Raw genomic sequence first — 24552 nt, 5'->3', positions numbered from 1 at the left:
GCCTGGCGATGTGACAGCAGTCACCGTAGAATTACTTTGACGTCCTAGTATCGGGCGCCAAAGAGGACTCGCCGGAGGAACCCGTGGCCGATACCGCGCTGCACACGCCCGCAAATCCCGTCCGCTTCGTCACCTCGGCCGCACTGTTCGACGGTCACGACGCGGCCATCAACATCATGCGCCGCATCCTGCAGGCGCAGGGTGCGGAGGTGATCCACCTCGGCCACAACCGCTCGGTGCGCGAGGTGGTCGACGCCGTGCTCACCGAGGATGCGCAGGGCGTCGCGATCAGCTCGTATCAGGGCGGACACGTCGAATACTTCGAATACCTGGCCGAAGCGCTGAAAAAGGCCGGGGCCGAACATGTCCGGATCTTCGGCGGGGGCGGCGGGGTGATCGTCGCCGAGGAGATCGCGCGGCTCGCCGAATCCGGGGTGACCGTCTTCTCTCCCGAAGATGGTCAGCGACTGGGCCTGCCCGGCATGATCAATCAGCTGATCCGCGCCTGCGATATCGATCTTTCGGCGAAACCGCCTACGGCGGAGGCCATTCTGTCCGGTGAGCGGGCGGCGCTCGCCCGCGCGATCACCTGCCTGCAGCAGGACGCGCTACCCGAGCAGACCCGCGCGGCGCTCGAGCGGGCCGCCGCGGCCCGCACCGTTCCGGTGCTCGGCTTCACCGGCACCGGCGGCTCCGGAAAGTCCTCGCTCACCGACGAATTGGTGCGCAGGCTGCGCTCGGACCAGCAGGACAAGCTGCGGGTCGCCATCCTCGCCGTCGACCCGACCCGCAGGCGCGGCGGCGGCGCACTGCTCGGCGACCGGATCCGGATGAACGCGCTGGACGGTGAGCACATCTACTTCCGCTCCCTGGCCACCCGCGGCGGCCGCGAGCTGCCGAACGGTATCGACGGCATCGTAACCGCTTGTAAGGCAGCGGGTTACGACCTGATCATCCTGGAGACGCCCGGTATCGGGCAGGGCGACGCCGCCGTCACCGACCATGTCGACCTGGCCATGTATGTGATGACGCCGGAGTTCGGCGCGGCATCCCAGCTGGAGAAGATCGACATGCTGGATTACGCGGATGTGGTGGCGATCAACAAGTTCGAGCGCCGCGGTGCGGCCGACGCGCTGCGCGATGTCGCACGCCAGCTGATCCGCAATCGCGAGCAGTTCGGCGCCGCACCGGAGGATATGCCGGTATTCGGCACCAGCGCGGCGACTTTCAACGACGACGGGGTCACCGCCCTGTATCAGCACCTGATGGATGCGCTCGCGGACAAGGGACTACAGCTACAGCCGGGTGTGCTGCCCCGGGTGAATACCAAGGTGTCCACCAGGTTCGCGCAGATCATTCCCCCAGCGCGGGTGCGCTACCTGGCCGAGATCGCCGATACCGTGCGCGCGTACCACGCCGAGACGGCCGCGCAAGCCGTTGTCGCGCAACGGGTTCAGCGGTTGGAGCAGGTGGCGGCCGAACTGCCCGACGACGCGGCCGTCGCCGAGCTCGCGACGCGGGCCCGCACCGAGCTCGCCTCGGACAATGCCGCGCTGCTGGCCGAGTGGCCCGCGCTCGCCGAATCGTATCGGGGCGAGGAGCAGGTGGTCCGGGTGCGGGACCGCGAGATTCGCACACCGCTGCGCCGGGAAACCCTGTCCGGCAACACTATTCCGCGCGTCGCGCTCCCCCGGTTCACCGATCACGGTGAGCTGCTGCGCTTCCTGCGCGCGGAGAACCTGCCCGGCCGGTTCCCGTTCACCGCGGGCGTCTTCCCGTTCAAGCGGGACAACGAGGATCCGGCCCGGATGTTCGCCGGCGAGGGCGACCCGTTCCGCACCAATCGCCGTTTCAAGGTGCTGAGCGAACACTCCGACGCGAAACGGCTTTCGACGGCGTTCGATTCGGTGACGCTGTACGGCCACGATCCGGCCGAGCGCCCCGACATCTACGGCAAGGTGGGCACCTCGGGCGTCTCGATCGCCTCGCTGGACGATATGAAGGCGCTCTACGACGGCTTCGACCTGACCGCGCCGACCACCTCGGTCTCGATGACCATCAACGGTCCGGCGCCGACCATCCTCGCCTACTTCCTCAACACCGCGATAGATCAAGCGCTGGAACGCTTTACGGCCAGCGAGGGCCGCGAGCCGAATGCGGAGGAGGCCGCCGAGATCCGGGCGCGCACGCTGGCCACCGTGCGCGGCACCGTGCAGGCCGACATCCTCAAGGAGGACCAGGGGCAGAACACCTGCATCTTCTCCACCGAATTCAGCCTGCGCATGATGGCCGATATCCAGGAATGGTTCGTGCGCAACAGCGTTCGCAACTTCTACTCGGTATCGATCTCCGGATACCACATCGCCGAGGCCGGTGCGAATCCGATCAGCCAGCTCGCGTTCACGCTGGCCAACGGATTCACCTATGTGGAGGCATATCTCGCGCGCGGTATGCACATCGACGATTTCGCGCCGAACCTGTCGTTCTTCTTCTCCAACGGGATGGATCCGGAGTATTCGGTGATCGGCCGGGTGGCCCGGCGCATCTGGGCGGTGACCATGCGAGATCGCTACGGCGCCAACGACCGTTCGCAGAAGCTCAAGTACCACATCCAGACCTCCGGCCGGTCGCTGCACGCACAGGAGATGAGCTTCAACGATATTCGCACCACGCTGCAAGCGCTCATCGCCATCTACGACAACTGCAACAGCCTGCACACCAACGCATACGACGAGGCGGTGACCACACCCACCGAGGAATCGGTGCGCCGGGCGCTGGCCATCCAGCTGATCATCAATCGCGAATGGGGCGTCGCGATGAATGAAAATCCGCTGCAGGGCAGCTTTCTCGTCGACGAGCTCACCGATCTGGTGGAGGAGGCGGTGCTCACCGAATTCGAGCGGATCAGCGAGCGCGGCGGTGTGCTCGGCGCGATGGAGACCGGATATCAGCGCGGCCGCATCCAGGACGAGTCGATGCGCTACGAACAGCGCAAACACGACGGCTCGCTGCCGATTATCGGCGTCAACACCTTCCGCAACCCGCACGGTGAGCCGCACCGGGAGCTCGAGCTGGCGCGCGGCACCGAGCAGGAGAAGCAGTCCCAGCTGCGCCGCGTTCGCGAATTCCAGCAGCGGCACCGCGACGCGGCGCATGCGGCGCTGGCCCGGCTGGAGGCGGTCGCGCGCACCGACGAAAATATTTTCGAGGCGCTGATGGACGCGGCGCGGGTCTGTACATTGCAACAGATCACCGACACTTTCTTCACGGTTGGGGGCCAATACCGCCGAAATGTGTGAGAGCCTTCCGGCGGCGCGACACGACGTGTGACAATCGGGGCCATCGACGCAGTGTTGCGAGCGGGATGGCATGGCATGAATTTCCCGGATATCCGAATCATCGACGCGCATATCCACCAGTGGGATCCGTTCACCACCCCACGGGATTTCAGTACGCTGGCCAAATTGTTCCGGTTGCTGCCGATTCCCGTGGAGTTCGCGACCCGGCTGGCGCCGCGGCGGGACCGTGAATTCGCGGGCGATCCAACGCCTTTTCTGCATCCGTATCTGCCGCCGGACTATCGCGCCGACGCGGCCGACGTTCCGGTGGATACCGTGACGCATGTCGAGGTGGAATGGTCGGGCTCCGACCCGCTGGCCAAGGCCGACGAAACCGGCTGGGTGGCCCGGCTGCCCTTCGATCGGGACGGGCCGGAGCTGGGTGCGATCGTCGCGGGCGCGGATCCGGCGGCGCCGCGATTCGCCGAACTACTCGACGCGCACCGGGCCGCCTCACCGCTGGTCTGCGGTATCCGCACCATGGTCGCGCACCATCCCGATCCCGGGGTCCGGTCCTTCACCAAACGCGAAAGCGCGCTCACCACAAGGGAATTCCTGTCCGGATTCGGCATATTGGCCGAATATGAGCTGTCCTTCGAGGCCTGGGTGTACTCGCACGCGCTGCCGGAGGTGACGGCGCTGGCCCAGCGCTATCCGGAGGTGTCGATCGTGCTCGACCATCTCGGCACGCCCGCGGGCATTTTCGGTCCGGTCGGCAAGCACACCGGGACCAATCCAGGGCTACGGCGCGAATTGTTCGTCCGCTGGCGCGACGATCTGGCGGCGCTGGCCGCGCAGCGCAATGTGGTGGCGAAGGTGAGCGGGCTGATGATGCCGATCCTCGGCCATCCGGTGCCGCCACGGGGCATGCCGACACCGGTGAGCGCGCTGCTCGACCGGATCGGTCCGCTGGTCGAGCACGCGCTGGACGTCTTCGGCGCCGAGCGGCTGCTCTGGGGTTCGAATTTTCCGGTGGACAAGCCGATCACCAGCATCGGCAACAGCATGCGGACCATCGCGGCGGCGATCACCGGCCACGGCGGCGGCCCGGCCGAACTCGAACAGGTCTTCCGGCGGACCGCGCAGCGGACTTACCGGATCGTTTCGGCGGCATAGTGTTCCGCGCCGATGGGTAGTTATACGGAACGGGTCGGCCGTCCTTCCCCGGCGACCGACCCGGCCAGCACGGGAGGGATCGATGAACGCATCTACGACCGATCACGAGATCATCGTGGTCGGGGCCGGATTCTCCGGTATCGGCGCCGCGATCAAGCTGCTGGCGGCCGGATTCGACGATTTCATCGTCGTCGACGATGCCGACGGCGTCGGCGGCACCTGGCACTGGAACACCTATCCCGGTATCGCGGTGGATATTCCGTCGTTCAGCTATCAGTACTCGTTCGAGCAGCGGTCGAACTGGTCGCGGGTGTACGCGCGGGGGCACGAGCTGAAGGCGTATGCCGAATCCTGCGTCGACAAGTACCGGCTGCGATCGCGAATCCGACTGTCCACCACGGTGCTCGGCGCTGAGTTCGACGAGGATCGGCACCGGTGGCGGCTGCGCACCGACCGCGGCGAGTTGACGGCCCGCTTCGTCATCAGCGCGACCGGGGTGCTCACCCGGCCCAAACTGCCCGATATTCCGGGTGTTTCGGAATTCGGCGGGACAACCATGCACACCTCGCGCTGGGATCACGCCGAGGACCTGCGGGACAAGCGGGTCGCGATCATCGGCACCGGCGCCTCGGCGGTGCAGATCATCCCGGAGATCGCACCGAAGGTACAGCGGCTCACCGTCTTCCAGCGCACGCCGATCTGGTGCCTGCCGCGCCCGGACGGCCCGCTGCCGCCCGCGGTGCGGCGGCTGCTGCGCCTGCCCGGCGGGCGCACGCTCACCCGGTTGCTCAGCCAGGCCTACGTCGAGCTGACCTTCCCGATCTCCGCGCACTACCACGACACCGTTCCGGCCGCCGCGCTCGGCGAGCGGTCCGGGCTCGCACATCTGCGCCGCCAGGTCCATGATCCGGCGATCCGGGAAAAGCTCACGCCCCGTTATGCTTTGGGCTGTAAGCGGCCGGGCTTCTCGAACGACTACCTGCCCACCTTCAACCGGCCGAATGTGGTGCTGGAGACCGATCCGATCGAACGGATCACCGCGGGCGGCGTGCGGACCGCGACGGGTACCGAGCACGTGGCCGACGTGCTCATCCTGGCCACCGGATTCAAGGTGATGGAGTCGGGCAATATGCCGACCTACGATCTGCGCGGCGTCGGCGGCCTCGATCTCGAAAAGTGGTGGGACGAGCACAGATTGCAGGCCTACGAGGGGGTGAGCGTGCCCGGCTTCCCGAATTTCTTCTCCATCATCGGGCCCTATGGTTACAACGGCGCCTCGTATTTCACCCTGATCGAGAACCAGACCCGGCATATCCTGCGCTGCCTGCGCCGCGCCCGCACCAGCGGCGCCACCCTGGTCGAGGTGACGCCGGAGGCCAACGACCGCTTCTTCCGGGAGATGCTGTCCCGCCGCGGCGGCCAGGTGTTCTGGCAGGACAGCTGCGCAATGGCCAACAGCTACTACTTCGACAAGCACGGCGATGTGCCGTTCCGCCCTACCACCACCGTCGAAGCGGCTTGGCGCAGTGGGCATTTCGATCTGGACGATTACCGCTTCGAGAGCGCGACCAGGTAGTCGGCACGCCGGGAAACCTGCGAAATACTCGCGGCGACAACAAGGTTCAATGCGAGTGCGAGCAACCCGCCGTTCACGCCGAACAGCGGATCACGCCCCGCCGCGTGCAGGCCGAGCACTACGGCGCTGCCTGCCACCAGACCCGCCGTCACACCGAGCGTGTTGAGCCTGCGCCAATACAACCCGAGCAGCAGAGCCGGAACCAGTTGTGCCATGCCCTCGTACGACAGCACCGACAGATTGACCAGGACGCTCGGCGAGAACAGCGCACCGCCCAGCGCCACCGCGCCGACCACCAGGCAGACGAGCTGGGACAGTCCGCGCTGCCGCCGATCCTGTCCGCCGCCGTGCAGACCGCCACCCAGAACCGTTCTGCCCCACAGTGTTCCGATCGAGACCAGGAATACGCTCATCGGCACGATGGCCGACAGCGCGCCCGCGATCCCGATCACCGCCACCGCCGCGGGCGGCAGCGAGTCGGTGACCAGCTCGAACAGCGCGAGATCCGGATTCTTCAGCCCCGGCACCACGAACAGCGCCGCGAACCCGATCACCACCGGAACGAGCAGCAGCAGCTGATACCAGGGCAGCATGATCGAATTGCGCCGCAGCGCATTGGGACCGGATGCCGAGAGGTATCCGGCGACCGTAGTCGGGAAGATGCCGATCGTCACGACGTTCAGCAGGATCGTCGAAATGAACCAGCCGGCGCCGAAGGTGCCGCCGCCCGCACCGGGAAAGGTCAGCCAGTGCGGCTTTTCGGCGACCATGCGATCCAGCAGCGCGCCGACGCCGTCGAAGTAGTGCAGCGGCAGGTAGATCGCCAGGAACACCACGCTGAGCACCGCGAGCCCGTCCTTCAGCACGCTCACCCACGCCGAGCCGCGCAGCCCGGACGACAGGATGAAAACCTCTGCGACCACGAAGGATACGATCGCGGCCACCCGAAGATCCACCGCGCCGTACGACATCGCGTGCACGACGACACCCATGCCCTGGATCTGCAACTGCACGTAGGGAATCAGGAAGACGGTGCTGATCAGCGCCACGAGGATGCCCAGCGGCCGGGAGCGGTAGCGGTGCTCGGCGATATCGGCGATCGACACCAATTGGTGCCTGGCGCAATAGGTCCAGATCAGCGGGCCGACGCAATAGGCGACCGCGAGTCCGGTGCTCAGGTAGGCGATCAGATAGAAGATCGGCACCCCGTACCGGTAGGACCAACCGGCCGCGCCGAGGAACGAGAAGCTGGTGTAGGTCTCCCCCGCCATCAGCAGCAGCACGAATATCGTGCCGAGCCCGCGTCCCGAGACCGACCACTCCGACATCGACCTGACCCGGCCTCGACCGGACATCACGCCTACCGCGACGGTCGCGATCATGGCGGCGGTGAACAGCGTGACGGCCACGGCGCGGTCGGTCATCCGCGCTCCTCCGGTTCGGCGTCGGCGGGCACGTATTCCGGTGCGCCGCTGCGATATGCCGGATCGAACCGGGCGGCCACCGCGACAATCGGCCCGGTGAGCGCGGTCACCGCGATGAGATAGGCGATCAGGAACGGGATTCCGAACACCCGCGGTTCGATTCGGTTGGCCACCAACGGCGCCAGACAGTACAGCACCCCGGGCAACAGCAGCAGCCACAGCGCCGCGCCGCGACGGCGCAGCGGGAAGGCGCCGCCGGTAGGTATCTGCTCGGCCATGACCCTCGCTCTCGTTTCGGTGGACATCCGAAGGCTAGCCGGGCGAGTTGCTCACGCCGTGACGAGCAGGGTCCGGAACCCGCGAATCGCGAATTCCGGGCGGCGAACCGGTTCTTCGGCGAGCCGCAGCCCCGGCAGCTGCCGGGTGAGCTCGGCGAGCGCGGCGGTGACCTCGACGCGGGCCAGCGCCGAGCCGAGGCAGTAGTGGATGCCCGCGCCGAAACCGAGGTGCGGGTTGGGATTGCGGGTGATGTCGAGGCGGTCCGGATCGGCGAAGACGAGTGGATCGCGGGCCGCCGCGCCGAGCAGGGCCGCGATCCGGTCGCCCGCCGCGAGACGATGACCCGCGATGACGGTGTCGGCGGTCGCGGTGCGGACGAATATCTGCAGCGGCGAGTCGTAGCGGATGAGCTCCTCGGTCGCGGTGTCGGCCAGATCGGGCCGATCGATCAGCAGGTTCCACTGGTCCCGGTAGCGCAGCAGTGCGCGCACGCCGTTGCCGATCGCGTTGACGGTGGCCTCGTGCCCGGCCATCAGCAGCAGGACGGCGGTGGCGACCAGTTCGTCGTCGGTGAGCCGCCCGCCGCCCGCATCGGTGACCGCGACCAGCTCGCTCAGCAGATCCGGGCCGGGCCGCGTCCGGCGGGCCGCCACCAGGTCGCGCAGGTAGTCGACGAATTCCGTTGCGGCGCTTTCCGCTTGGGCGCGGCGCGCGGCGGGCGGGTCGGGCTCGTACATCTTCACGATCGTGTTCGACCACGGCCGCAACAGCCCGCGATCGGATTCGGGCACGCCGAGCAATTCCGCGATCACCGCGACGGGCAGCGGACCCGCCACCGTCTCCAGCAGGTCGGCCGCGCCGTGTGCCCGGATCGCCGCGGCCAACTCCCCCACCAGCGTCTCGGCCAGCCGGTACACCGCGGGCCGCAGCCGCGCCACATGCCCGCGGGCGAATGCCGACGCCACCAGCCCGCGTAGCCTGGTATGCCGGGGCGGTTCCGTCTCCAGCAGCGAATTACGGTGCAGCAGATTGAAATTCGGGAAATCAGCGGCCGGTTCGGCATCGGCCCAGATCCGCCCGAGAGCTCTATCCCGCAGCACCTGCGCGGCCGCCGCATGCGAAACCGCCACCGCCATGCCCAAACCAGGATGAGCATGCACCGCCCCACACTCCCGCAGCCGGGCGAACCGCGGATACGGGTCGGCCAGGAACTCGGCGTCCTGCGGATCGAATGGCAATTCCTCCGGACCGGTCACGACACGTCCTCGCCAGCGCTCGGCCGCGCCGCGACCGATGGTGCTGCGTCCATGGTTCCCTCGCTCCGCTCAGCCACAGGCACCACTGTAAAGGCCCAGCACCGAGGACCAGGCTGGCCCGATCCTCGGCCGGTCCGGCGCCGGAACCGGCTGCGGTCCGCAATGGCTTGCCTCACGGCTGGAGGCGGTGTAGGTCGCGCGGGAAAAGAGTTGTGTAGCGGATGTTTTCGATTTCCAGCAGTCTGGCGACCCAGCGCTCGAGACCCAGCGCGAAACCGCCGTGCGGCGGCATCCCGTATTCCATCGCCGCCAGGTACGGCCCGTAATCCGCCGGGTCCTGGCCGCGGGCGGTGAGCGCGGCCAGGTAGTCGGCGTGGTTGTGCAGTCGCTGGCCGCCCGTCACCAGTTCCAGGCCGCGGAACAGCAGGTCGAACGAGTTGGTCCAGCGCGGGTCGTCCGGTTGCGGGTGGGTGTAGAAGGGCCGCTTCACCGCCGGATAGCCTTCCACCGCAAGGAAATCCGAATCATGGGTGGTCTTCGCCCATTCGCCGAGGAAGCGCTCGTGTTCCGGGGCGAGGTCCGGCTCGTCCGGTGCGGCGCCGACCAATTCGAGTGCCGCACGGAAGTGCAGCACCGGAATCCGTTCCGGCACAACGGGTAACCGCGCGCCCAGCATTTCCACCGACGCGCCCGCCCGTTCCGCGATCCGCTCGACCATCGCGGCCAGCGTGCCGCGCAGCAGCTCGATGACGTCCCGGTGGTCGGTGACGAAGCCGAATTCGGCGTCGAGCGAGGTGTATTGGGCGAGATGGCGGGCCGTGTCGTGCGGCTCGGCCCGGAATACCGGACCGATCTCGTACACCCGCTCGAAGACACCGACCAGCATCTGCTTGTACAGCTGCGGCGACTGCGCGAGATAGGCGGTGGAGCCGAAATAGTCGAGCGGGAAGACGTTCGCACCGGATTCGGTGGATTGCCCGACGATCTTCGGCGTCGCGACCTCGGTGAAGCCGTTGCCGTCCAGGTGCTCCCGGAATCCGGCCAGCGAGGCGGCGGCGATACGCCACACGGCCTGCCTTCCCGGGTGCCGCCAGGTGAGCCCGGCATGGTCGAGCACCGTCGGCAGGGTGGCCCGCAGGGTCGGCCGCCACAGATCGACCGGTTGTTGCCGGGCGGGCGCACACAGCGGGTGAATCGACGGCTCGACCACCTCGACGCCGCCCGGCGCCTTGGGGTTCGCGAGCGCCGTCCCGGTCACCCGCACCGCGGTCTCCTCCGGCAGAGCCGAAACCTGTTCGCGCACAGCCGGATCGGTCACCACGACCTGCGACTGCCCGGTGCGGTCCCGGATGACGACGAACGTCACCGCCGCCAGTTGTCTGCGCCGATGGATCCAGCCCGCCAACGTCACCGGTCTGCCCGCAGCGGCGGGCAATTCCGCGCAAAGGGTGCGCGACATCATCTTTCACCTCCTGGTTCGCTGTCCCCGGGAGGTGTGGGCGATCGGGTAGGTCGCGGTGCCACCACACCTTCGCGACGAAATCCGCCGCCTCGAATGGTCGTTGGGCACGGTGACCGGCCGCCGCGGCTCGGAGTTCGTCACGCTCGTCGGCGCCGCGACCCCGATGCTAACCCCGCGCCGCCGCCACTGTCGCGACCTTTTCCGGCGCGTTCGGCCGACCCGACGTCAAGCGGCGGTTCGGCGGGCGCAGCAGCCAGGACATGCCGGTCAACACGAGCATCGGCACGAGGAACCACAGCTCGGACAGGGCGTAACCCCTGGTCAGATGGGAAACGATCGCGCCGGTGTACACGAAAACCGTTCCGGCGTAGGCCCATTCCTTGACCAGCGGAAAGCGGGGCGCCAGCAGCGCGGCCGCGCCGAGCAACTTCCAAACACCCAGCAGCACCAGGAAATACGTCGGATAGCCGAGGTGGTCGGTAATGCCGGTCACGGACGGGATTCGCTGAATATCCCATTCGCCGCCGAGTGCGAGTTCGGCCGCGACGAGCGCAGTCGCGGCCCAATAGCCGATAAGTCGAATGTTCATGTCGGTTCTTCCATTGTGTCCCAATCGGATTCGAGGACGGCGAGGTCGATCGCGCGCAGTCGATCCGGGTCGGCGATGATGTCGATTTCGGCGATCCGGTCCCCCGCGAGCTGGAACGCGAGCACCGTCGCGAGCCGCCCCCGGGGCGCGACGATCGCGCCGACCGCGCCGTCGACGAGGGCGAGCCGGGTGAATCGAGCGACCCGGCCGCCGAATACCCGCGCGGCCGGTGCGACCGCATCGCGTCCGCGCAGCACCGTGGGTGTTCCGGTGGGCGCGGCCGTCGCGTCGGCGCGCACCTCGACGTCCGGGTCCAACACCTCGATGAGCCCGGCGAGATCGCCGCCGCGGGCCGCGTCGAGGAAGCGGTCGACCACGCGCCGCTGCGCGCCGATCGCGGTCAGATCGCCCGTATCGCCCCCACGCACCCGGCGGCGGGCGCGGGCCGCCAGCTGCGCCGCCGCATTCGGCGACCGGCCGACGATCGGGCCGATCTCGGCATACGGCAGGTCGAACAGGTCGTGCAGTACGAAGGCGAGCCGCTCGGCGGGCGCGAGCGTATCCAGCACGACCAGCAGCGCCAACCCCACCGAATCGGCAAGCACCGCTTCCTCTTCCGGTGTCATCGGATGCTCGCCGACCGGCTCGGGGACGGCGATGCCGACCGGATCCTCGCGCCGCGACCGCCGCGCCCGCAACATATCCAGGCACACCCGGCCGACCACGGTGGTCAGCCAGCCGCCCAGGTTGTCGACCGACGCGGTATCGGCGCGCCGCCAACGCAGCCACGCCTCCTGCACCGCGTCATCCGCCTCGCTCGGCGAACCGAGCATCCGATAGGCCATCGCCCGCAGCCGCGGCCGGAACTGTGTGAACAGGTCTTCGTACGCGTCCACCTGGCCCTCCAACCCTCGCCTTTGTTTGTCCCCCATATGGATGACGAATGGAACGGCGTCGATATGACAGGCGAACCCGCGACCCCGGCGCGCCCTGCCGGATCCACTCAGTGCGCCTGGTGGATCCGTTCGATGAGGGTGTCGCGGGCGGTGGCCAGCGACGGGCCGTACCAGGTCAGCGCGCGGCCCTCGACCAGCGCGACGGGTATGCCGGGAAAGGCGTCCGGCCCGTCGCTTTCGGTGAATACATATGGCTCGTCGGGTAATACGGCCAGCTCCACGCCCGCGACCAGCTCGTCGGCGGTCACCCGCGGATAGCGGCCGGGCCGGTCGGCGTGTACCAGGCGCAGACCGAGTCGACGGGCCAGATCGCCGGTAAATGTGTTGCGGCCCACCACCATCCAGGGATTGCGCCAGATGGGAATCACCGCATGGCGCGGCGGCTCCAAAGGTGCTGCGGCCCACGACTTTTCGGATTCCAGCAGCCAATCGGGCAGGGCGGCGCCGAGCGCGACGGCGAACAGCCGCCGCAGCGAGGCGAACGCATCGTCCAATGTCTCGATCCTGGTGACCCAGACCGGGATTCCGGCGGCACGCAGGCGTTCGACATCGATCCGGCGGTTCTCCTCCTGGTTGCACAGCACCAGGTCCGGCGCGAGTTCGACGATCCGGCGCACATTCGGATTCTTGGTGCCGCGCACCCGTTCGACGTCGAGGCCTGCGGGGTGGGTACACCATTCGGTCGCCGCGACCAGCAGGCCGGGACAGCTCACCGCCACCGCCTCGGTCAGCGACGGCACCAGGGAGACGACGCGCCGCACCGGCCGCGCGAGCGCGACGCGCGCTCCGAGATCGTCCGGCGCCCGATATTGGCCGTCCATAGCCGTGAACGTACCTCAGCGGTCCAGTTGCTCGTACAGCGCGCGGAGCTCACGCAGGCCGCGGGCCACCGTATCCTCGTCCGGCGCCGTCATCCGCAGCGCCTTGCGCAGCTGCAGGGGATCCAGATCGTCTATGGCCGAACGGAATTCGAGCTTCGGCAGATCGGGAAGCACCAGCTCGTCGCCATACGGATCGGCCGAGTCCAACGGCGTCGGCTCGCGTTCGATACCGCTGATGAGCGCATCGAGGTCGAGGCCGCGCAGGGTCAGGATCTCCCGCGGCCGCTCGTCGAGCCGTTCGGCCAGGATGTAGCAGACGGCGGCCACATGCTTGCACGGCCAGCCCGGATCCGGACAGGTGCAGCCGAAATCCAGATCGGCGGCGGTGGTCGGCAGCAGCAGCGGGCCGAGCCCGGTCGGCAGTGCACCGGAGGCGATCTCGGCGAGCATGCCCGGCGCGCCACGAATGGTGTCGATGATCAGCTCCACCTCCTCCGCCCGCAGCGGCCGCACGGTGAATACGGCGGTGAACGGGCGCGGTTGGCTGCCCTGAACCTCCGCGGTGACCGCGCCCGGCTCGATTCGGTAGTCGATCACCTGCCCCGACCTGGCATAGCTGCGCCCGCGCGCCAGCCTGCCCGGTTGCGCCATCGCCTCGACGGCCTCGATCAGCGCCTTACCCCACCAGGTGCGCCCGAACCCGCCGCGGCGGCTGCGCGCCTCGACCCCGCCGCGCACCGGCCGCCGCTTCCCGAACTGGCTGTAATCGATGTAGATACCGCGATCGGCCGGACTCAATCGCCCACCGCCTCCGCGCCGAGGGTGAACAGCCGCAGCAGCTCGTCGTCGTCGAATTCGGTGATCCAGTTCTCGCCGGTCCCGACGGCCAGATCGGCGAGTTGCCGTTTACCGGTGATCATTTCATCGATCCGCTCCTCGATGGTGTCGACACAGACCAGCTTGCGCACCTGCACGTTGCGCGTCTGGCCGATGCGGAAGGCGCGGTCGGTGGCCTGGTTCTCCACCGCAGGATTCCACCAGCGGTCAAGGTGCACAACGTGGTTCGCGGCAGTCAGGTTCAGTCCGGTACCACCGGCCTTGAGCGACAACAACATCAGCGGCGGCCCGTCCGCGGACTGGAACCCGGCCACCATCCGGTCCCGTCGCTGCTTGGGCACACCGCCGTGCAGGAAGGGCAGCGCCGTACCGAAACGCTCGGACAGATACGGCGCGATCAACTCGCCGAACTCACGGAACTGGGTGAACAGCAAGGCCTTCTCGCCATCGGCGAGCACCGCCTCCAGCACGTCGTCGACCAGGGCGAGCTTGCCCGAGCGGTGCGCGCCGCGGTGCAGCACCCCGGAACCGTCGGCGAGGAAATGCGCGGGATGGTTGCACACCTGCTTCAGCCGGGTGAGCGCGCCGAGCACCGCACCCTTGCGCGCCATACCCTTGGCGTCCTTGATCTTCGCCATCATGTCGTCGACGACGGCCTGATACAGCGCCGCCTGTTCGACGGTCAGGTTGGCGCGCACCGTCATCTCCAGCTTCTCCGGCAGGTCGGTGATGACGGCGGGATCGGTTTTCACCCTTCGCAATACGAACGGCTGGGTGACGTAGCGCAGGCGCGAAATGGCGTTCTGATCGCGTTCGCGTTCGATCGGCACGGCGAAGCGGGCGCGGAAGGACTGCGGGCTGCCGAGCAGCGACGGCATCGCGAAATCCAGGATGGACCGCAGCTCCTCCAGCCGGTTCTCCACCGGAGTTCCGGTGAGCGCCAACCGATGTCGCGCCCGCAGCACGCGCGCCGCCTTGGCCTGCCTGGTGGCCGAGTTCTTGATGTGCTGTGCCTCGTCCAGTACGACCCGGGCCCATTCCGGCCGCTTCAGTTCCTCGACGTCGCGGGCGAGCAGCGAGTACGTGGTGACGACCAGATCCGAATCGGCCACCGCGGCATCGAATTCGGCGCCGCTGAGCCTGCCGGTGCCGTGATGCACCAGCACCCGCAGCTCCGGTGCGAATCGCGCCGTCTCCCGCTGCCAGTTGCCGACCACCGACATAGGGCAGACCAGCAGCGTCGGCCCCGGCGAAAGTCGTTGCGCCGCTTCGCGTTCGTGCACCAGCAGGGCCAGCACCTGCACCGTCTTGCCGAGACCCATATCGTCGGCGAGGATGGCGCCGAGACCCATCCTGCTCATGGTGGCCAGCCAAGCCAGGCCGCGTTCCTGATACGGGCGCAGTTCGGCCTGTAGTCCGGCGGGGGCCGTCATCGGCTCGAGATTCCTTGACCTGTCGAGTATCTGGGCCACCCAACCGGTCGCCGTCACCTCGGTGATCGGCACCTGTTCGATGCGGTTGTTCGCCAGCTCGACGAACATCTGATCCAATTCGGCGGTGGTCGGATCGATATGCGCCGCGACGAACCGGGCGGCCGCGGCCAGGATCTTGTGATCGGCCTGCACCCATTCGCCGCGCAGCTGCACCAGATTCGATTTGGCCCGCACAAGCCGTTCCATCTCCGCCCTGGTCAGCACGGTGCCGCCGAGCGCGAGTTCCCAGTGATACGAAACCAATTCGCGCATGCCGACCGTGCTCTCCGCCGCGGGCACACTTTCCACCCGCAACCGCATGGCCGGTTCGGTGATATTCCATGCGCGCGGCAGCAGCAGCGGAATTCCGGCCGACTGCAGGGCATGGACGCCGTGCGCGACCAGATCGGCGACCACCTCGGTGGGCAGCAGCAGGTCGAGCGATTGCGGATCGCTCGGCAGATCGCGCAGCCGTGGGTATGCCCGCTGCGCCGCGCCCAGTTTATCGACCGCGATCCGGACCAGCGCCTGATCACCTTGCAGCGCAACGGGAGTCGGCGCATCACCGGACTCGCGCAGGCATACCTCCAGCCGCCAGAGCGCCACCGAATCGTCGGCATCGCCGTCGGGTTCGAGCAGGCGCAGCACCAGATCCGGTTCGTCGCCGGTGAGGCTGTCCCGCCAGCGCCCGAGCACCGCGGCCACCTGATGGCTGCCGCCATCGATCGGGGTGTCGCCGACCAGCCCGGCGAGCAACGGGTGCGTCGCCGCCGCGGGGTCGAGCAGTTCCCGCACGATCGGATCGGCGAGTTCGGTCACCAGATCGTCGAGCAGCGCGCCCGGCCTGCCCGCCACCTGGAGCGCGGGCGGCATGGTCGCGACCAGCTCGGCCAGCCAGGCCCGCTGCGCGCGGCCGCCGACCAGCCGCCAGCGGGCCCACCACTGCCCGTCCTCGCGCCGCAGATCCGGCGCCACCCGGCCCGCGCGGGCCCACCGCTCGACACCCTGTGCCACATGACCGAGAAACCGCAGGTCACCGGATATCGACCCGGCGGGCAGCCGCTGGCGCAGCGCCGTGGCGGCCGCCATCGGCGCGAGCGCGTGCGCGGGCACTTCGCGCGTCTGTCCGTCGAGCAGAACTCGGGCTCGATGCCGGAATTTCGATTTGGCCAGCACACCGCCCAACGGACCGGGCACTGCGGCGGCCGGATCCTCGGTCCACAGCAGCAACCCGGATCCAGGCGACCACAGACCGTGCAGCATCAGGCCATCAAAGCAGGCGACGCCGACATCGCCCCGCGGCACCCGGCCGCCCGACGCAATGGCCCTGGAATCACCCAAAGCGGCGGAAATCGGACAAGATGACCGCGGGCAACGGACAGTCTCCGGGCTGCATCCCAGCTCAGCGGCGGTTTTCCGGATCCATTCCGCCGCCGCGACCCGGCGGCTCCGACCGCGCGAGCAAGGACGGGCCAGCAACCGGGACACTCCGGCGCAGCCGAGACGGCCGCACCTCTACCCAACTGCACCGTTTTGGGAACATACTGGAATATCCGCTGGTCATCGCATATTCATCGCAGCTAGCCGGCAACCCCGAAAAGCGGAGGGCAGCAGCATGACGATTCTGCTCCAGGTACTCGAGCAGAGCTTAACGCCGACCACACCGTGGGAGCGGCGAAAATTCACCTTCGTCAATGCCGACAAGATCGTCGGAATGCGCCTCGACGGACAGTGCGGCGTCTGGCTCGACCTGTCCCGCCCCGGCGAATCCCAGCGCCTGGCCCGCACCGTAGACCCGCGCGAGGCGATCACCTTCCTGCTCACCACCTTCGCGAAAATCGCCGAATGCGAGGAACGCGGCGGCGCATGGCTGATCGGGCACGACGGAGTCCATACCGAATCCATCGCGGCGACCCATTTCCCGCCCAGGGTGCACGACCTCGCCGACGACGAACTCCTGGCCCGCGCCTGGCTGTGAGCGCCGGTCAGGCCCCGGTGGCCACCGGCCGCTTCGGATCGTTCGACCACTGCGACCAGGAACCCGGATACAGCGCGGCCTCGACCCCGACCATGGCGAGCGCCGCGATCTGATGCGCGGCGGTGACGCCGGAGCCGCAGTACACCGCGACCGGGCCCGCGCCCAAATCCTTGAAACGGTCCCGCAATTCGTCCACGCCGCGGAACCGGCCGGACGGATCCAGGTTTTCGGCGGTCGGCGCGCTCACCGCGCCGGGGATGTGGCCCGCGCGCGGATCGATCGGCTCGGTCTCGCCGCGGTAGCGCTCACCGGCCCGCGCGTCGAGCAACACACCCGGCCAGCGGGAGGCCGTATCGGCATCGATGACCGGCAGATGACCGGGTGTGAGCACGACATCGCCCGCCTCGGGATCCGGTTCGGCGCCGCTGGCCAGCTCGCCGCCCGCCGCGGTCCAGGCGGGCAGCCCGCCGTCGAGGATGCGCACGTCGGCGAGCCCGCCCCAGCGCAGCAGCCACCAGGCGCGCGCGGCGGCCAGACCGCCGTTGGCGTCATAGGCGACGACGGAATCACCCGCCTTGATACCCCAACTGCGCGCGCACTTCTCCAGCTGGCCGATCTCCGGCAGCGGATGCCTACCCCTGGCCGGTGACGCGGGCGCGGCGAGTTCGGTCTCCATGTCGACGAAGACCGCGCCGGGGATGTGCCCGTCCAGATAATGCTGCGGACCGTCCGGGTCGCCCAGCAACCAGCGCACATCCAGTAGGCGAACTCGCTTGTCCGCCAGCGCTTCCCGCAGCTCCTCCGGTGAGATCAGCACCCCGCTCAACGTCACTCCTACTCGACGAATTTCCGGCTCGCGTCAATGCGGACCACCCTACGCACCCAGGCGACGCCGACTCGCGTTACCCCGTTCACCATCGGGAATGGTCCAGGTGGCGCGGGTGTACGGGATGCGCGAAAGTCAGACCAGTTTCGGAGTACTGGCTACCGACGCACCCATCGCACGGCAGGAATCATCCGCACAATGGTGAACGTTTTCTCGCGGCCACGGATCCCAGCCACGGCGCCCGATCGGCCCACCGGGCTCGGACAGCCGATCGCGGCCGGCATCGTCACCGCGCTCGTCGGGTTCATCAGCGCGTTCGCGGTGGTGCTCAAGGGTTTGACGACGGCGGGGGCGACGCCGGCGCAGGCGGCGTCGGGACTGCTCGCGGTGTGCGTCACCCAGGCCGTCGGGATGATGCTGCTGAGCTACCGCTACCGGATCCCGATCACGCTGGCCTGGTCGACACCGGGCGCCGCACTGCTGGCGAGTACCGGCGCCGTCACCGGCGGCTGGCCCGCCGCGGTCGGCGCGTTCGCGATCACCGGCGTTCTGATCGTCATCACCGGGGTGTGGCAGCGCATCGGCAATCTGGTCGCCGCGATTCCGGTGGAGATCGCACAGGCCATGCTCGCCGGGGTGCTGCTGCCGCTGTGCCTCGCGCCGGTGAAGGCGGTGCCGAGCAGCCCGGCGGTCGTACTTCCGGTGATCGCGGTGTGGCTGGTGTTGCAGCGCTTCGCCAAGCGGTGGGCGATCATCGCGGCGTTCGCCACCGCGGCCGTCGGCGCGGGTGTCGCCATCGTGGTCCAGCATCGGCGCCTGGACTTCGCCGCCATGATGCCGACCGTGGAATTGACCGCACCGCAATGGAATTGGCAGGCGCTGATCGGCGTCGCGGTGCCGCTCTACATCGTGACGATGGCCTCGCAGAACATTCCCGGCGTCGCGGTGATGGGCTCGTTCGGCTACCAGGTGCCGTGGCGGGCGGCGATGACCGTCACCGGGATCGGCACCGTCGTCGGCGCGCCCGCGGGCGGGCATGCGATCAATCTGGCCGCGATCAGCGCCGCCCTGTCCGCCGCGCCGTCGGCCCACCCGGATCCGAAACGCCGCTGGATCGCGGCGTTTACGGCGGGCGGCGTCTATCTCGGGCTCGCATTCGGCTCGGCGGCCTTGGTCGCGCTGATCGCCGCGGCCCCGGCCGGAACGCTGGAAACCGTTGCCGGACTTGCCCTGTTGGGCACGCTCGCGGCCGCGCTGACCGGTGCGCTGCGCGCGGAGGAGCATCGCGAGGCCGGGGTGCTCACCTTCGTCATCGCGGCATCCGGCGTCGGATTCCTCGGTGTCGGAGCGGCATTTTGGGCATTGTTGGTCGGGCTGGTCGCGCACCGGCTGTTGGCCCGGCGCGAATGATTCCGGCGGCCCGTCACTCTCGCGGAGGCCGGGATCACCCGCCCTCGGTCCCGGCTTCCGCCGGGGTGACGGGTCGGATCATCTCAGGCAATGGCCCGCGCGAGAAGCCGATTGCTATGCGTGAACTCGTGCTGGCGGAACAGCGCTCGGCTCGGAGGGCTTCGTGCCGCGTGCGAATGCGCCCAACCGGGTGTGGTTGAGCAGCAGGTTCAACGTGAAAGCCGTTGCCGCTCCGAGTGTTACGCCGCTGGTCAACAGGATCTGGGCGGCGGTGGGGAATTTCGCGAACATGCCGGGCACCATTACCGGCAGCAATCCGATGCCGACGGCGACCGCGACGATGGTGGCGTTGACCCGGTCCGAAAGTTCGGCGCGGCGCAGGGTGTCGACGCCGACCACGGTGACGGTCGCGAACAGCACCAGCCCGACGCCGCCGATCACCGGGCTCGGCACCGCGGCCACCAGCGCGCCGAAACGCGGTAGCACACCGAGGATTACCAGGATCACCCCGCTCGTCGCGGTGACATACCGGCTGAACACCCGGGTGGCCGCCACCGAGCCGACGTTCTGGTTGAAAATCGTGTCGATGAACGCGGTGAATACGCCGCCGAGCACACCGGACAGGCCGTCGCCGATCAGGCCGCGCGCCAAATCCGCGTCACGCAAGGGCTTTCCGGTGATCTCGCTGACCGCGAGCATGCTCGCCGTCGACTCCGCGAACGCCACCGCCATCACGATGCTCATCGCGACGACCGCGGTCACCGGGAAATGCGGTGCGCCGAAATGGAATGGCCGTGGCAACCCGACCCACGCCGCATCGGAACCCGAATCGTGCAGCAAACCCATCGGCACTGCGATCAGGATGCCGACCAGCAGCGCGATCAGCACGCCGAGCTGCGACCACACCCCGCGCCCGAGGCAGATGAATCCGACGGCGATCGCGACCACCACCGCGGCCAGGCCGATATTCCCAGGCACGGCAAAGGATTCCGCTTTCGGGTCGGAGCCGACGATCAAACCGCCCGCGACGCCGATAAGTGAGATCCCGACAACGGTGAGCACGGTCCCGGTGACCAGCGGCGGAAAGAAGCGAACCACCTTGGCGAACGGCCAGGCCAGCGCGATTCCGACGACACCGCCCGCCAGCATCGATCCGTACACCGCGTCGAGCCCGTACTCCTTGGCGATGAGGATCATCGGGTTCAACCCGACGAAGGTGGCACCGCAGACGATCGGCAGCCGCACCCCGGCCAGTTTGCCGATGCCGACGCTCTGTACCAGCGTCACCAGCCCGGCGACCAGCAGGTCGGCGCTCACCAGCAACCCGACGGTGGCCCGGTCCAGCCCGGCCGCGGCGCCGAATACCAGCGGCACCGTGACACAGCCGGTGTACATGATCAAAACGTGCTGGATGCCGAACACCAGCTGCCGCGCGAACGGCAACCGGGTATCGACGGGATGCGCTACTGCCATGCTCAAGAACTAGCCCCCGTTCTTTACGGGAAGCGTGTCCCGTGTTTCGGCCAGGTGACGTGGGAGATATATCACCCGCCCGAGCGCCGGGCTCAGCCGCCGAGCGCGCTCTGGAACCGCCGCATGCCGCCGAGCCAGCGGTCGTAGTCGGATCCCTTGTGGCGGTACATCTTCAGCACCTCCGGATGCGGCAGGATCAGGAAGTGTTCGGCCGCGAGCCCCGCGACGATCACCTCGGCGACCTGATCCGGGGTGAGCACCTCGCCCGCCGTCGTCACCGCCTTGATCGCCAGTTCCGCCTCGGCCGCATCCTCGGCCGGCACCAGCCCACCGTGCAGCAGTTGGGTATCGACACCCATCGGGCATACGCAGCTGACTCGAATTCCCTTGTCGCCGTATGTCACCGACAACCATTCCGCGAATCCGACAGCCGCGTGCTTGGATACCGAATACGGCGCGGACCCGAGCTGGGTGAGCAGTCCGGCCGCCGACGCGGTCGATACGAAATACCCGCTGCCGCGCCGCAGCCACCCGGGCATCAGCAGCCGCGCGGCCCGCACATGGGCCATGACATTGACCTCGAACGCGGCGGCCCACTGCTCGTCGGTGCTGTTCAGCCCGGCGCCACCGCCGATGCCCGCATTCGCGAAATACAGGTCCACCGGCCCGAATTCGGCCTCGGCCCGCACGATCAGCGAGTGGATCGCCGCCGCGTCTGCGGCATCGCCCGCCGCCGCGATCGCACCGTCCCCGATCGACGCCGCAACCTGTGCCGCGGCCTCCCCGGCGATATCCGCGACGACCACCCGGGCCCCGTCGGCGACGAGCCGCCGCGCCAGCGCCGCCCCGATCCCCGCCCCGGCACCCGTGACAATGGCAACCTTGCCCGAAATCTCCATTCCCGCACCCTAGTGCGCGGCGCACCCGCGGCCCAGGGCCGTTGCCGAAACGGCACCGCGACCGTCCCGGAACTTATTGCCGGTCAAGAGGATTCGGTAGCGCGATGCGAGCGGGCCAGCCGGTGCAGCAGCGGTGCGGTGCGCGGGCCGACCAACTCGCGCATCACCAGCGCCATATTGGTGCGTTCGACGCCAGGGATCTTCAGGATCTGCCCGGCGATCCGATACAGGTCGTCGGCGTCCTGGGCGACCACCCGGACGGTGAGATCGGTGAGCCCGGTCATGCCGCAGACCTCGGTCACCTCCGGCACCTCGGCGAGCTCGTCCACCACCGAATCCAGCTGATGCTGATCGACGACCACCGCGACGAACGCCGACAGCGGATAGCCGAGCGCCCGCGGCCGCACCCGTCGTTCGAAGCTGCCGAGCACCCCGCCCGCCTCCCACCGCGCCAGCCTGGCCTGCACGGTATTGCGCGAAAGCCCGAGCCGGGCGGCCAGTTCTACACCGGTGGCCCTGGGGTTCGCGACCAGTTCCAGCAACAGGCGTGCGTCGGTCGCGTCCAGTGTCATGTCGACGGATTCTCGACTGCTCATACGACGCAGTATGACACCATGGATGCGGTCGAAATTGGGCATTCTGCTCATGCGTGTGTCGATCACTTGCGCAGAGCGCATTCTCGTGGAAGCTGTGTGGTATAGGACACATGTGCGTTCGGCCCCGTGGCGAGGAGGCGGTCGATGATGCCGGAAAAGCCCATCTACCCGGTCCAATTGATACAGCCGGACGGCCGCCGCGTGCTCGACCGGGAGAATGCCGCGCTGGTAGCCGACGTCGGCCCGGAGCAGCTGCGCCGACTATATGAGGACATGGTGGTCGCGCGGCGCATCGATGCCGAGGGCACCGCGCTGCAGCGCCAGGGCCAGCTCGGCCTGTGGGCGCCGCTCCTAGGACAGGAGGCCACCCAGGTGGGCTCGGCACACGCTCTGCATCCGGACGACTACGTGTTCTGCAGTTATCGCGAGGCGGCCGTAGCCTATTGCCGCGGCGCCGATCCCGCATCGATCACCAGGCTCTGGCGCGGCGTCGCGCACTCGTGCTGGGATCCGAATGCGATCAATATGACCAACCCGAACATCATCGTCGGCTCGCAGGGCCTGCACGCGACGGGTTACGCCTACGCGGCGCATCTGGACGGCGCGGAGATCGCCGTGCTCACGTACTTCGGTGACGGCGCCAGCAGCCAGGGCGATATCGCCGAGGCGCTCGGCTTCGCATCCGCGTGGAGCGCGCCGGTCGTATTCCTGTGCCAGAACAACCAGTGGGCGATCAGCGAACCGGTGCGGGTGCAGAGCCAGACCCCGATCGTGCGGCGCGCCTACGGGTACGGGATTCCGGGCGTCCAGGTCGACGGCAATGACGCGCTCGCCGTGCTCGCGGTCACCAGGCAGGCGATCGAGCGGGCGCGCAGCGGCGGCGGGCCGTCGTTCATCGAGGCCATCACCTACCGGATGGGCCCGCACACCACCGCCGACGACCCGACCCGCTACCGCACCGCCGCCGAGCTGGAGGAATGGGCGCGCCGCGATCCGATCGATCGGCTGCGCCGCCTGCTCGACCGCGAGGGATATCTGGACGAGGAGTTCGAGGCCCGGGTGCGGGCGCACGCCGACGAGATCGGCGCGCTGGTGCGCCGCACGACCATCGAGACGCTCGATCCGGATCCGATGGAACTGTTCGAACATGTCTATGCCACCCCGCACACGCTTGTCACCGAAGAGCGGCGGGACTACGCGGCGTACTTGGCCGGCGATCCCGGCGAGTCGACCGCGCGAACGGAAGGAGTCCCGTAAATGATCACCACCTTCGCGGGCGCGCTCAACACCGGCATGCGCCGGGCCTTGGAGGACGATCCCAAGGTGCTGTTGATGGGCGAAGACATCGGAAAGCTCGGCGGCGTCTTCCGCGTGACCGACACACTGCAGAAGGATTTCGGGAACAACCGCGTGATCGATACCCCGCTGGCCGAATCCGGCATTGTCGGAACGGCTTTCGGGATGGCGCTGCGCGGCTACCGGCCGGTGTGCGAGATCCAGTTCGACGGGTTCGTGTATCCGGCCTTCGACCAGATCGTCTCGCATGTGGCCAAGATCCACTACCGCACCCAGGGCAAGGTCATCGCGCCGCTGACGATCCGCATCCCGTTCGGCGGCGGAATCGGTTCGGTGGAGCACCATTCCGAATCACCGGAGGCGTACTTCGCGCATACCGCGGGGCTGCGGGTGGTCAGCCCGAGCAATCCGGCCGACGCGTATCTGATGATCCGCCAGTCGATTTCGCTCGACGATCCGGTGATCTTCTTCGAACCCAAGCGCCGCTACCGGGACAAGGCCGATGTCGATTTCGCGGCGCTCGACGCGGGCGGCGAGCTGACACTGGAGCAGGCCCGCGTCTGCGCGACCGGCACCGACGCCACGGTCGTCGCGTACGGCGGCACCGTCGCGTCGGCGCTGACTGCCGCGAAAATCGCCGCCGAGGAGGGCAATTCGCTCGAGGTGATCGATCTGCGCAGCCTTTCCCCGATCGATTTCGACACCATCGAGGAGTCGGTGCGCAAGACCGGGCGATTGATCGTCGCGCACGAGGCGCCGGTATTCGCCGGGCTGGGCGCGGAGATCGCCGCCCGCATCACCGAACGCTGCTTCTACCATCTGGAAGCGCCGGTATTGCGGGTGGGCGGATTCGCCATCCCCTACCCGCCGTCCAAACTGGAAAAGCATCACCTGCCCGATCCCGACCGTATCCTGGCCGCGCTCGATCGCTCGCTCGCCGCCTGACCC

20 protein-coding genes are annotated in these 24552 nt (G+C 68.2%); 7 read left to right on the top strand and 13 right to left on the bottom strand.

Features of this window, described 5'->3' with window-relative positions:
• Positions 1-83: 83 nt before the first annotated feature.
• The 3 genes from icmF to F5544_RS07185 all read left to right on the top strand — a co-directional run bounded on the left by icmF (position 84) and on the right by F5544_RS07185 (position 6030).
• On the top strand, positions 84-3299 hold the full coding sequence (gene icmF, locus F5544_RS07195) for a fused isobutyryl-CoA mutase/GTPase IcmF (protein WP_167472455.1): 3216 nt from the start codon (positions 84-86) through the stop codon (positions 3297-3299).
• A gap of 75 nt (positions 3300-3374) precedes the next feature.
• A complete protein-coding gene (locus tag F5544_RS07190; protein ID WP_167472454.1) occupies positions 3375-4454 on the top strand; it encodes an amidohydrolase family protein in 1080 nt (359 codons plus the stop codon).
• 82 nt (positions 4455-4536) lie between these two features.
• Complete coding sequence (locus tag F5544_RS07185) at positions 4537-6030, top strand: flavin-containing monooxygenase (protein ID WP_167472453.1); 1494 nt, start codon at positions 4537-4539, stop codon at positions 6028-6030.
• On the opposite strand, the gene F5544_RS07180 is transcribed toward F5544_RS07185, so the two are convergent.
• The 9 genes from F5544_RS07180 to F5544_RS07140 form a co-directional block, all read right to left on the bottom strand.
• On the bottom strand, positions 6003-7454 hold the full coding sequence (locus tag F5544_RS07180; RefSeq protein WP_167472452.1) for a sodium:solute symporter family protein: 1452 nt from the start codon (positions 7452-7454) through the stop codon (positions 6003-6005). The two genes, F5544_RS07185 and F5544_RS07180, sit on opposite strands and share 28 nt — an antisense overlap.
• The gene (locus F5544_RS07175; RefSeq protein ID WP_167472451.1) at positions 7451-7732 is read right to left on the bottom strand and encodes a DUF3311 domain-containing protein; all 282 of its coding nucleotides are present in this window, start codon (positions 7730-7732) and stop codon (positions 7451-7453) included. The genes F5544_RS07180 and F5544_RS07175 overlap by 4 nt, the downstream gene beginning before the upstream one ends.
• Positions 7733-7783: 51 nt before the next feature.
• Positions 7784-8989 (bottom strand): cytochrome P450, encoded by a 1206-nt coding sequence (locus F5544_RS07170; RefSeq protein ID WP_238847131.1) that lies wholly within the window; start codon positions 8987-8989, stop codon positions 7784-7786.
• 172 nt (positions 8990-9161) lie between these two features.
• A complete protein-coding gene (gene aspS, locus F5544_RS07165; protein WP_238847130.1) occupies positions 9162-10451 on the bottom strand; it encodes an aspartate--tRNA(Asn) ligase in 1290 nt (429 codons plus the stop codon).
• Between the two features lie 166 nt (positions 10452-10617).
• On the bottom strand, positions 10618-11040 hold the full coding sequence (locus F5544_RS07160; RefSeq protein WP_167472450.1) for a DoxX family protein: 423 nt from the start codon (positions 11038-11040) through the stop codon (positions 10618-10620).
• A complete protein-coding gene (locus F5544_RS07155) occupies positions 11037-11936 on the bottom strand; it encodes a sigma-70 family RNA polymerase sigma factor (RefSeq protein ID WP_275107017.1) in 900 nt (299 codons plus the stop codon). Before F5544_RS07155 ends, F5544_RS07160 begins: the two co-directional genes overlap by 4 nt.
• A 107-nt stretch (positions 11937-12043) precedes the next feature.
• Complete coding sequence (locus F5544_RS07150; protein WP_167472448.1) at positions 12044-12817, bottom strand: helical backbone metal receptor; 774 nt, start codon at positions 12815-12817, stop codon at positions 12044-12046.
• A gap of 15 nt (positions 12818-12832) precedes the next feature.
• Positions 12833-13615: an SWIM zinc finger family protein gene (locus tag F5544_RS07145; RefSeq protein WP_238847129.1), complete on the bottom strand. Its 783-nt coding sequence runs from the start codon at positions 13613-13615 to the stop codon at positions 12833-12835.
• Entirely contained in the window at positions 13612-16389 is a 2778-nt protein-coding gene (locus F5544_RS07140) for a DEAD/DEAH box helicase (RefSeq protein WP_167472447.1), read from the bottom strand. The genes F5544_RS07145 and F5544_RS07140 overlap by 4 nt, the downstream gene beginning before the upstream one ends.
• A gap of 352 nt (positions 16390-16741) precedes the next feature.
• On the opposite strand from F5544_RS07140, the gene F5544_RS07135 reads away from it, so the two are divergent.
• Complete coding sequence (locus tag F5544_RS07135) at positions 16742-17104, top strand: hypothetical protein (protein ID WP_167472446.1); 363 nt, start codon at positions 16742-16744, stop codon at positions 17102-17104.
• Positions 17105-17111: 7 nt separating this feature from the next.
• Here F5544_RS07135 and F5544_RS07130 read toward each other — a convergent pair whose 3' ends face one another.
• Positions 17112-17936, bottom strand: a complete 825-nt coding sequence (locus F5544_RS07130) for a sulfurtransferase (RefSeq protein WP_428847124.1) — start codon at positions 17934-17936, stop codon at positions 17112-17114.
• Between the two features lie 192 nt (positions 17937-18128).
• Between F5544_RS07130 and F5544_RS07125 the strand changes: the two genes are divergently transcribed.
• Positions 18129-19340, top strand: coding sequence for a benzoate/H(+) symporter BenE family transporter (locus tag F5544_RS07125; protein ID WP_167472445.1), 1212 nt, complete (start codon positions 18129-18131; stop codon positions 19338-19340).
• A 114-nt stretch (positions 19341-19454) separates the two neighbouring features.
• On the opposite strand, the gene F5544_RS07120 is transcribed toward F5544_RS07125, so the two are convergent.
• The 3 genes from F5544_RS07120 to F5544_RS07110 form a co-directional block, all read right to left on the bottom strand.
• Positions 19455-20813 carry a nucleobase:cation symporter-2 family protein gene (locus tag F5544_RS07120; RefSeq protein ID WP_167472444.1) on the bottom strand — a complete coding sequence of 453 codons (1359 nt, stop codon included), beginning with the start codon at positions 20811-20813 and terminating at the stop codon, positions 19455-19457.
• 92 nt (positions 20814-20905) lie between these two features.
• Complete coding sequence (locus F5544_RS07115) at positions 20906-21712, bottom strand: SDR family oxidoreductase (RefSeq protein WP_167472443.1); 807 nt, start codon at positions 21710-21712, stop codon at positions 20906-20908.
• 83 nt (positions 21713-21795) lie between these two features.
• Positions 21796-22308 (bottom strand): Lrp/AsnC family transcriptional regulator, encoded by a 513-nt coding sequence (locus F5544_RS07110; RefSeq protein WP_428847123.1) that lies wholly within the window; start codon positions 22306-22308, stop codon positions 21796-21798.
• A gap of 147 nt (positions 22309-22455) precedes the next feature.
• On the opposite strand from F5544_RS07110, the gene pdhA reads away from it, so the two are divergent.
• Both pdhA and F5544_RS07100 read left to right on the top strand, forming a co-directional pair.
• Positions 22456-23565, top strand: coding sequence for a pyruvate dehydrogenase (acetyl-transferring) E1 component subunit alpha (pdhA, locus tag F5544_RS07105; RefSeq protein WP_167479033.1), 1110 nt, complete (start codon positions 22456-22458; stop codon positions 23563-23565).
• Positions 23566-24549, top strand: a complete 984-nt coding sequence (locus tag F5544_RS07100) for an alpha-ketoacid dehydrogenase subunit beta (protein ID WP_167472442.1) — start codon at positions 23566-23568, stop codon at positions 24547-24549.
• The last annotated feature ends 3 nt before the right edge of the window (positions 24550-24552 follow it).

Source organism: Nocardia arthritidis, from assembly GCF_011801145.1.
Taxonomy (GTDB): domain Bacteria; phylum Actinomycetota; class Actinomycetes; order Mycobacteriales; family Mycobacteriaceae; genus Nocardia; species Nocardia arthritidis_A.
The sequence above is the reverse complement of the archived record's forward strand: the minus strand, read 5'-3'. Positions and strand labels throughout refer to the sequence as shown.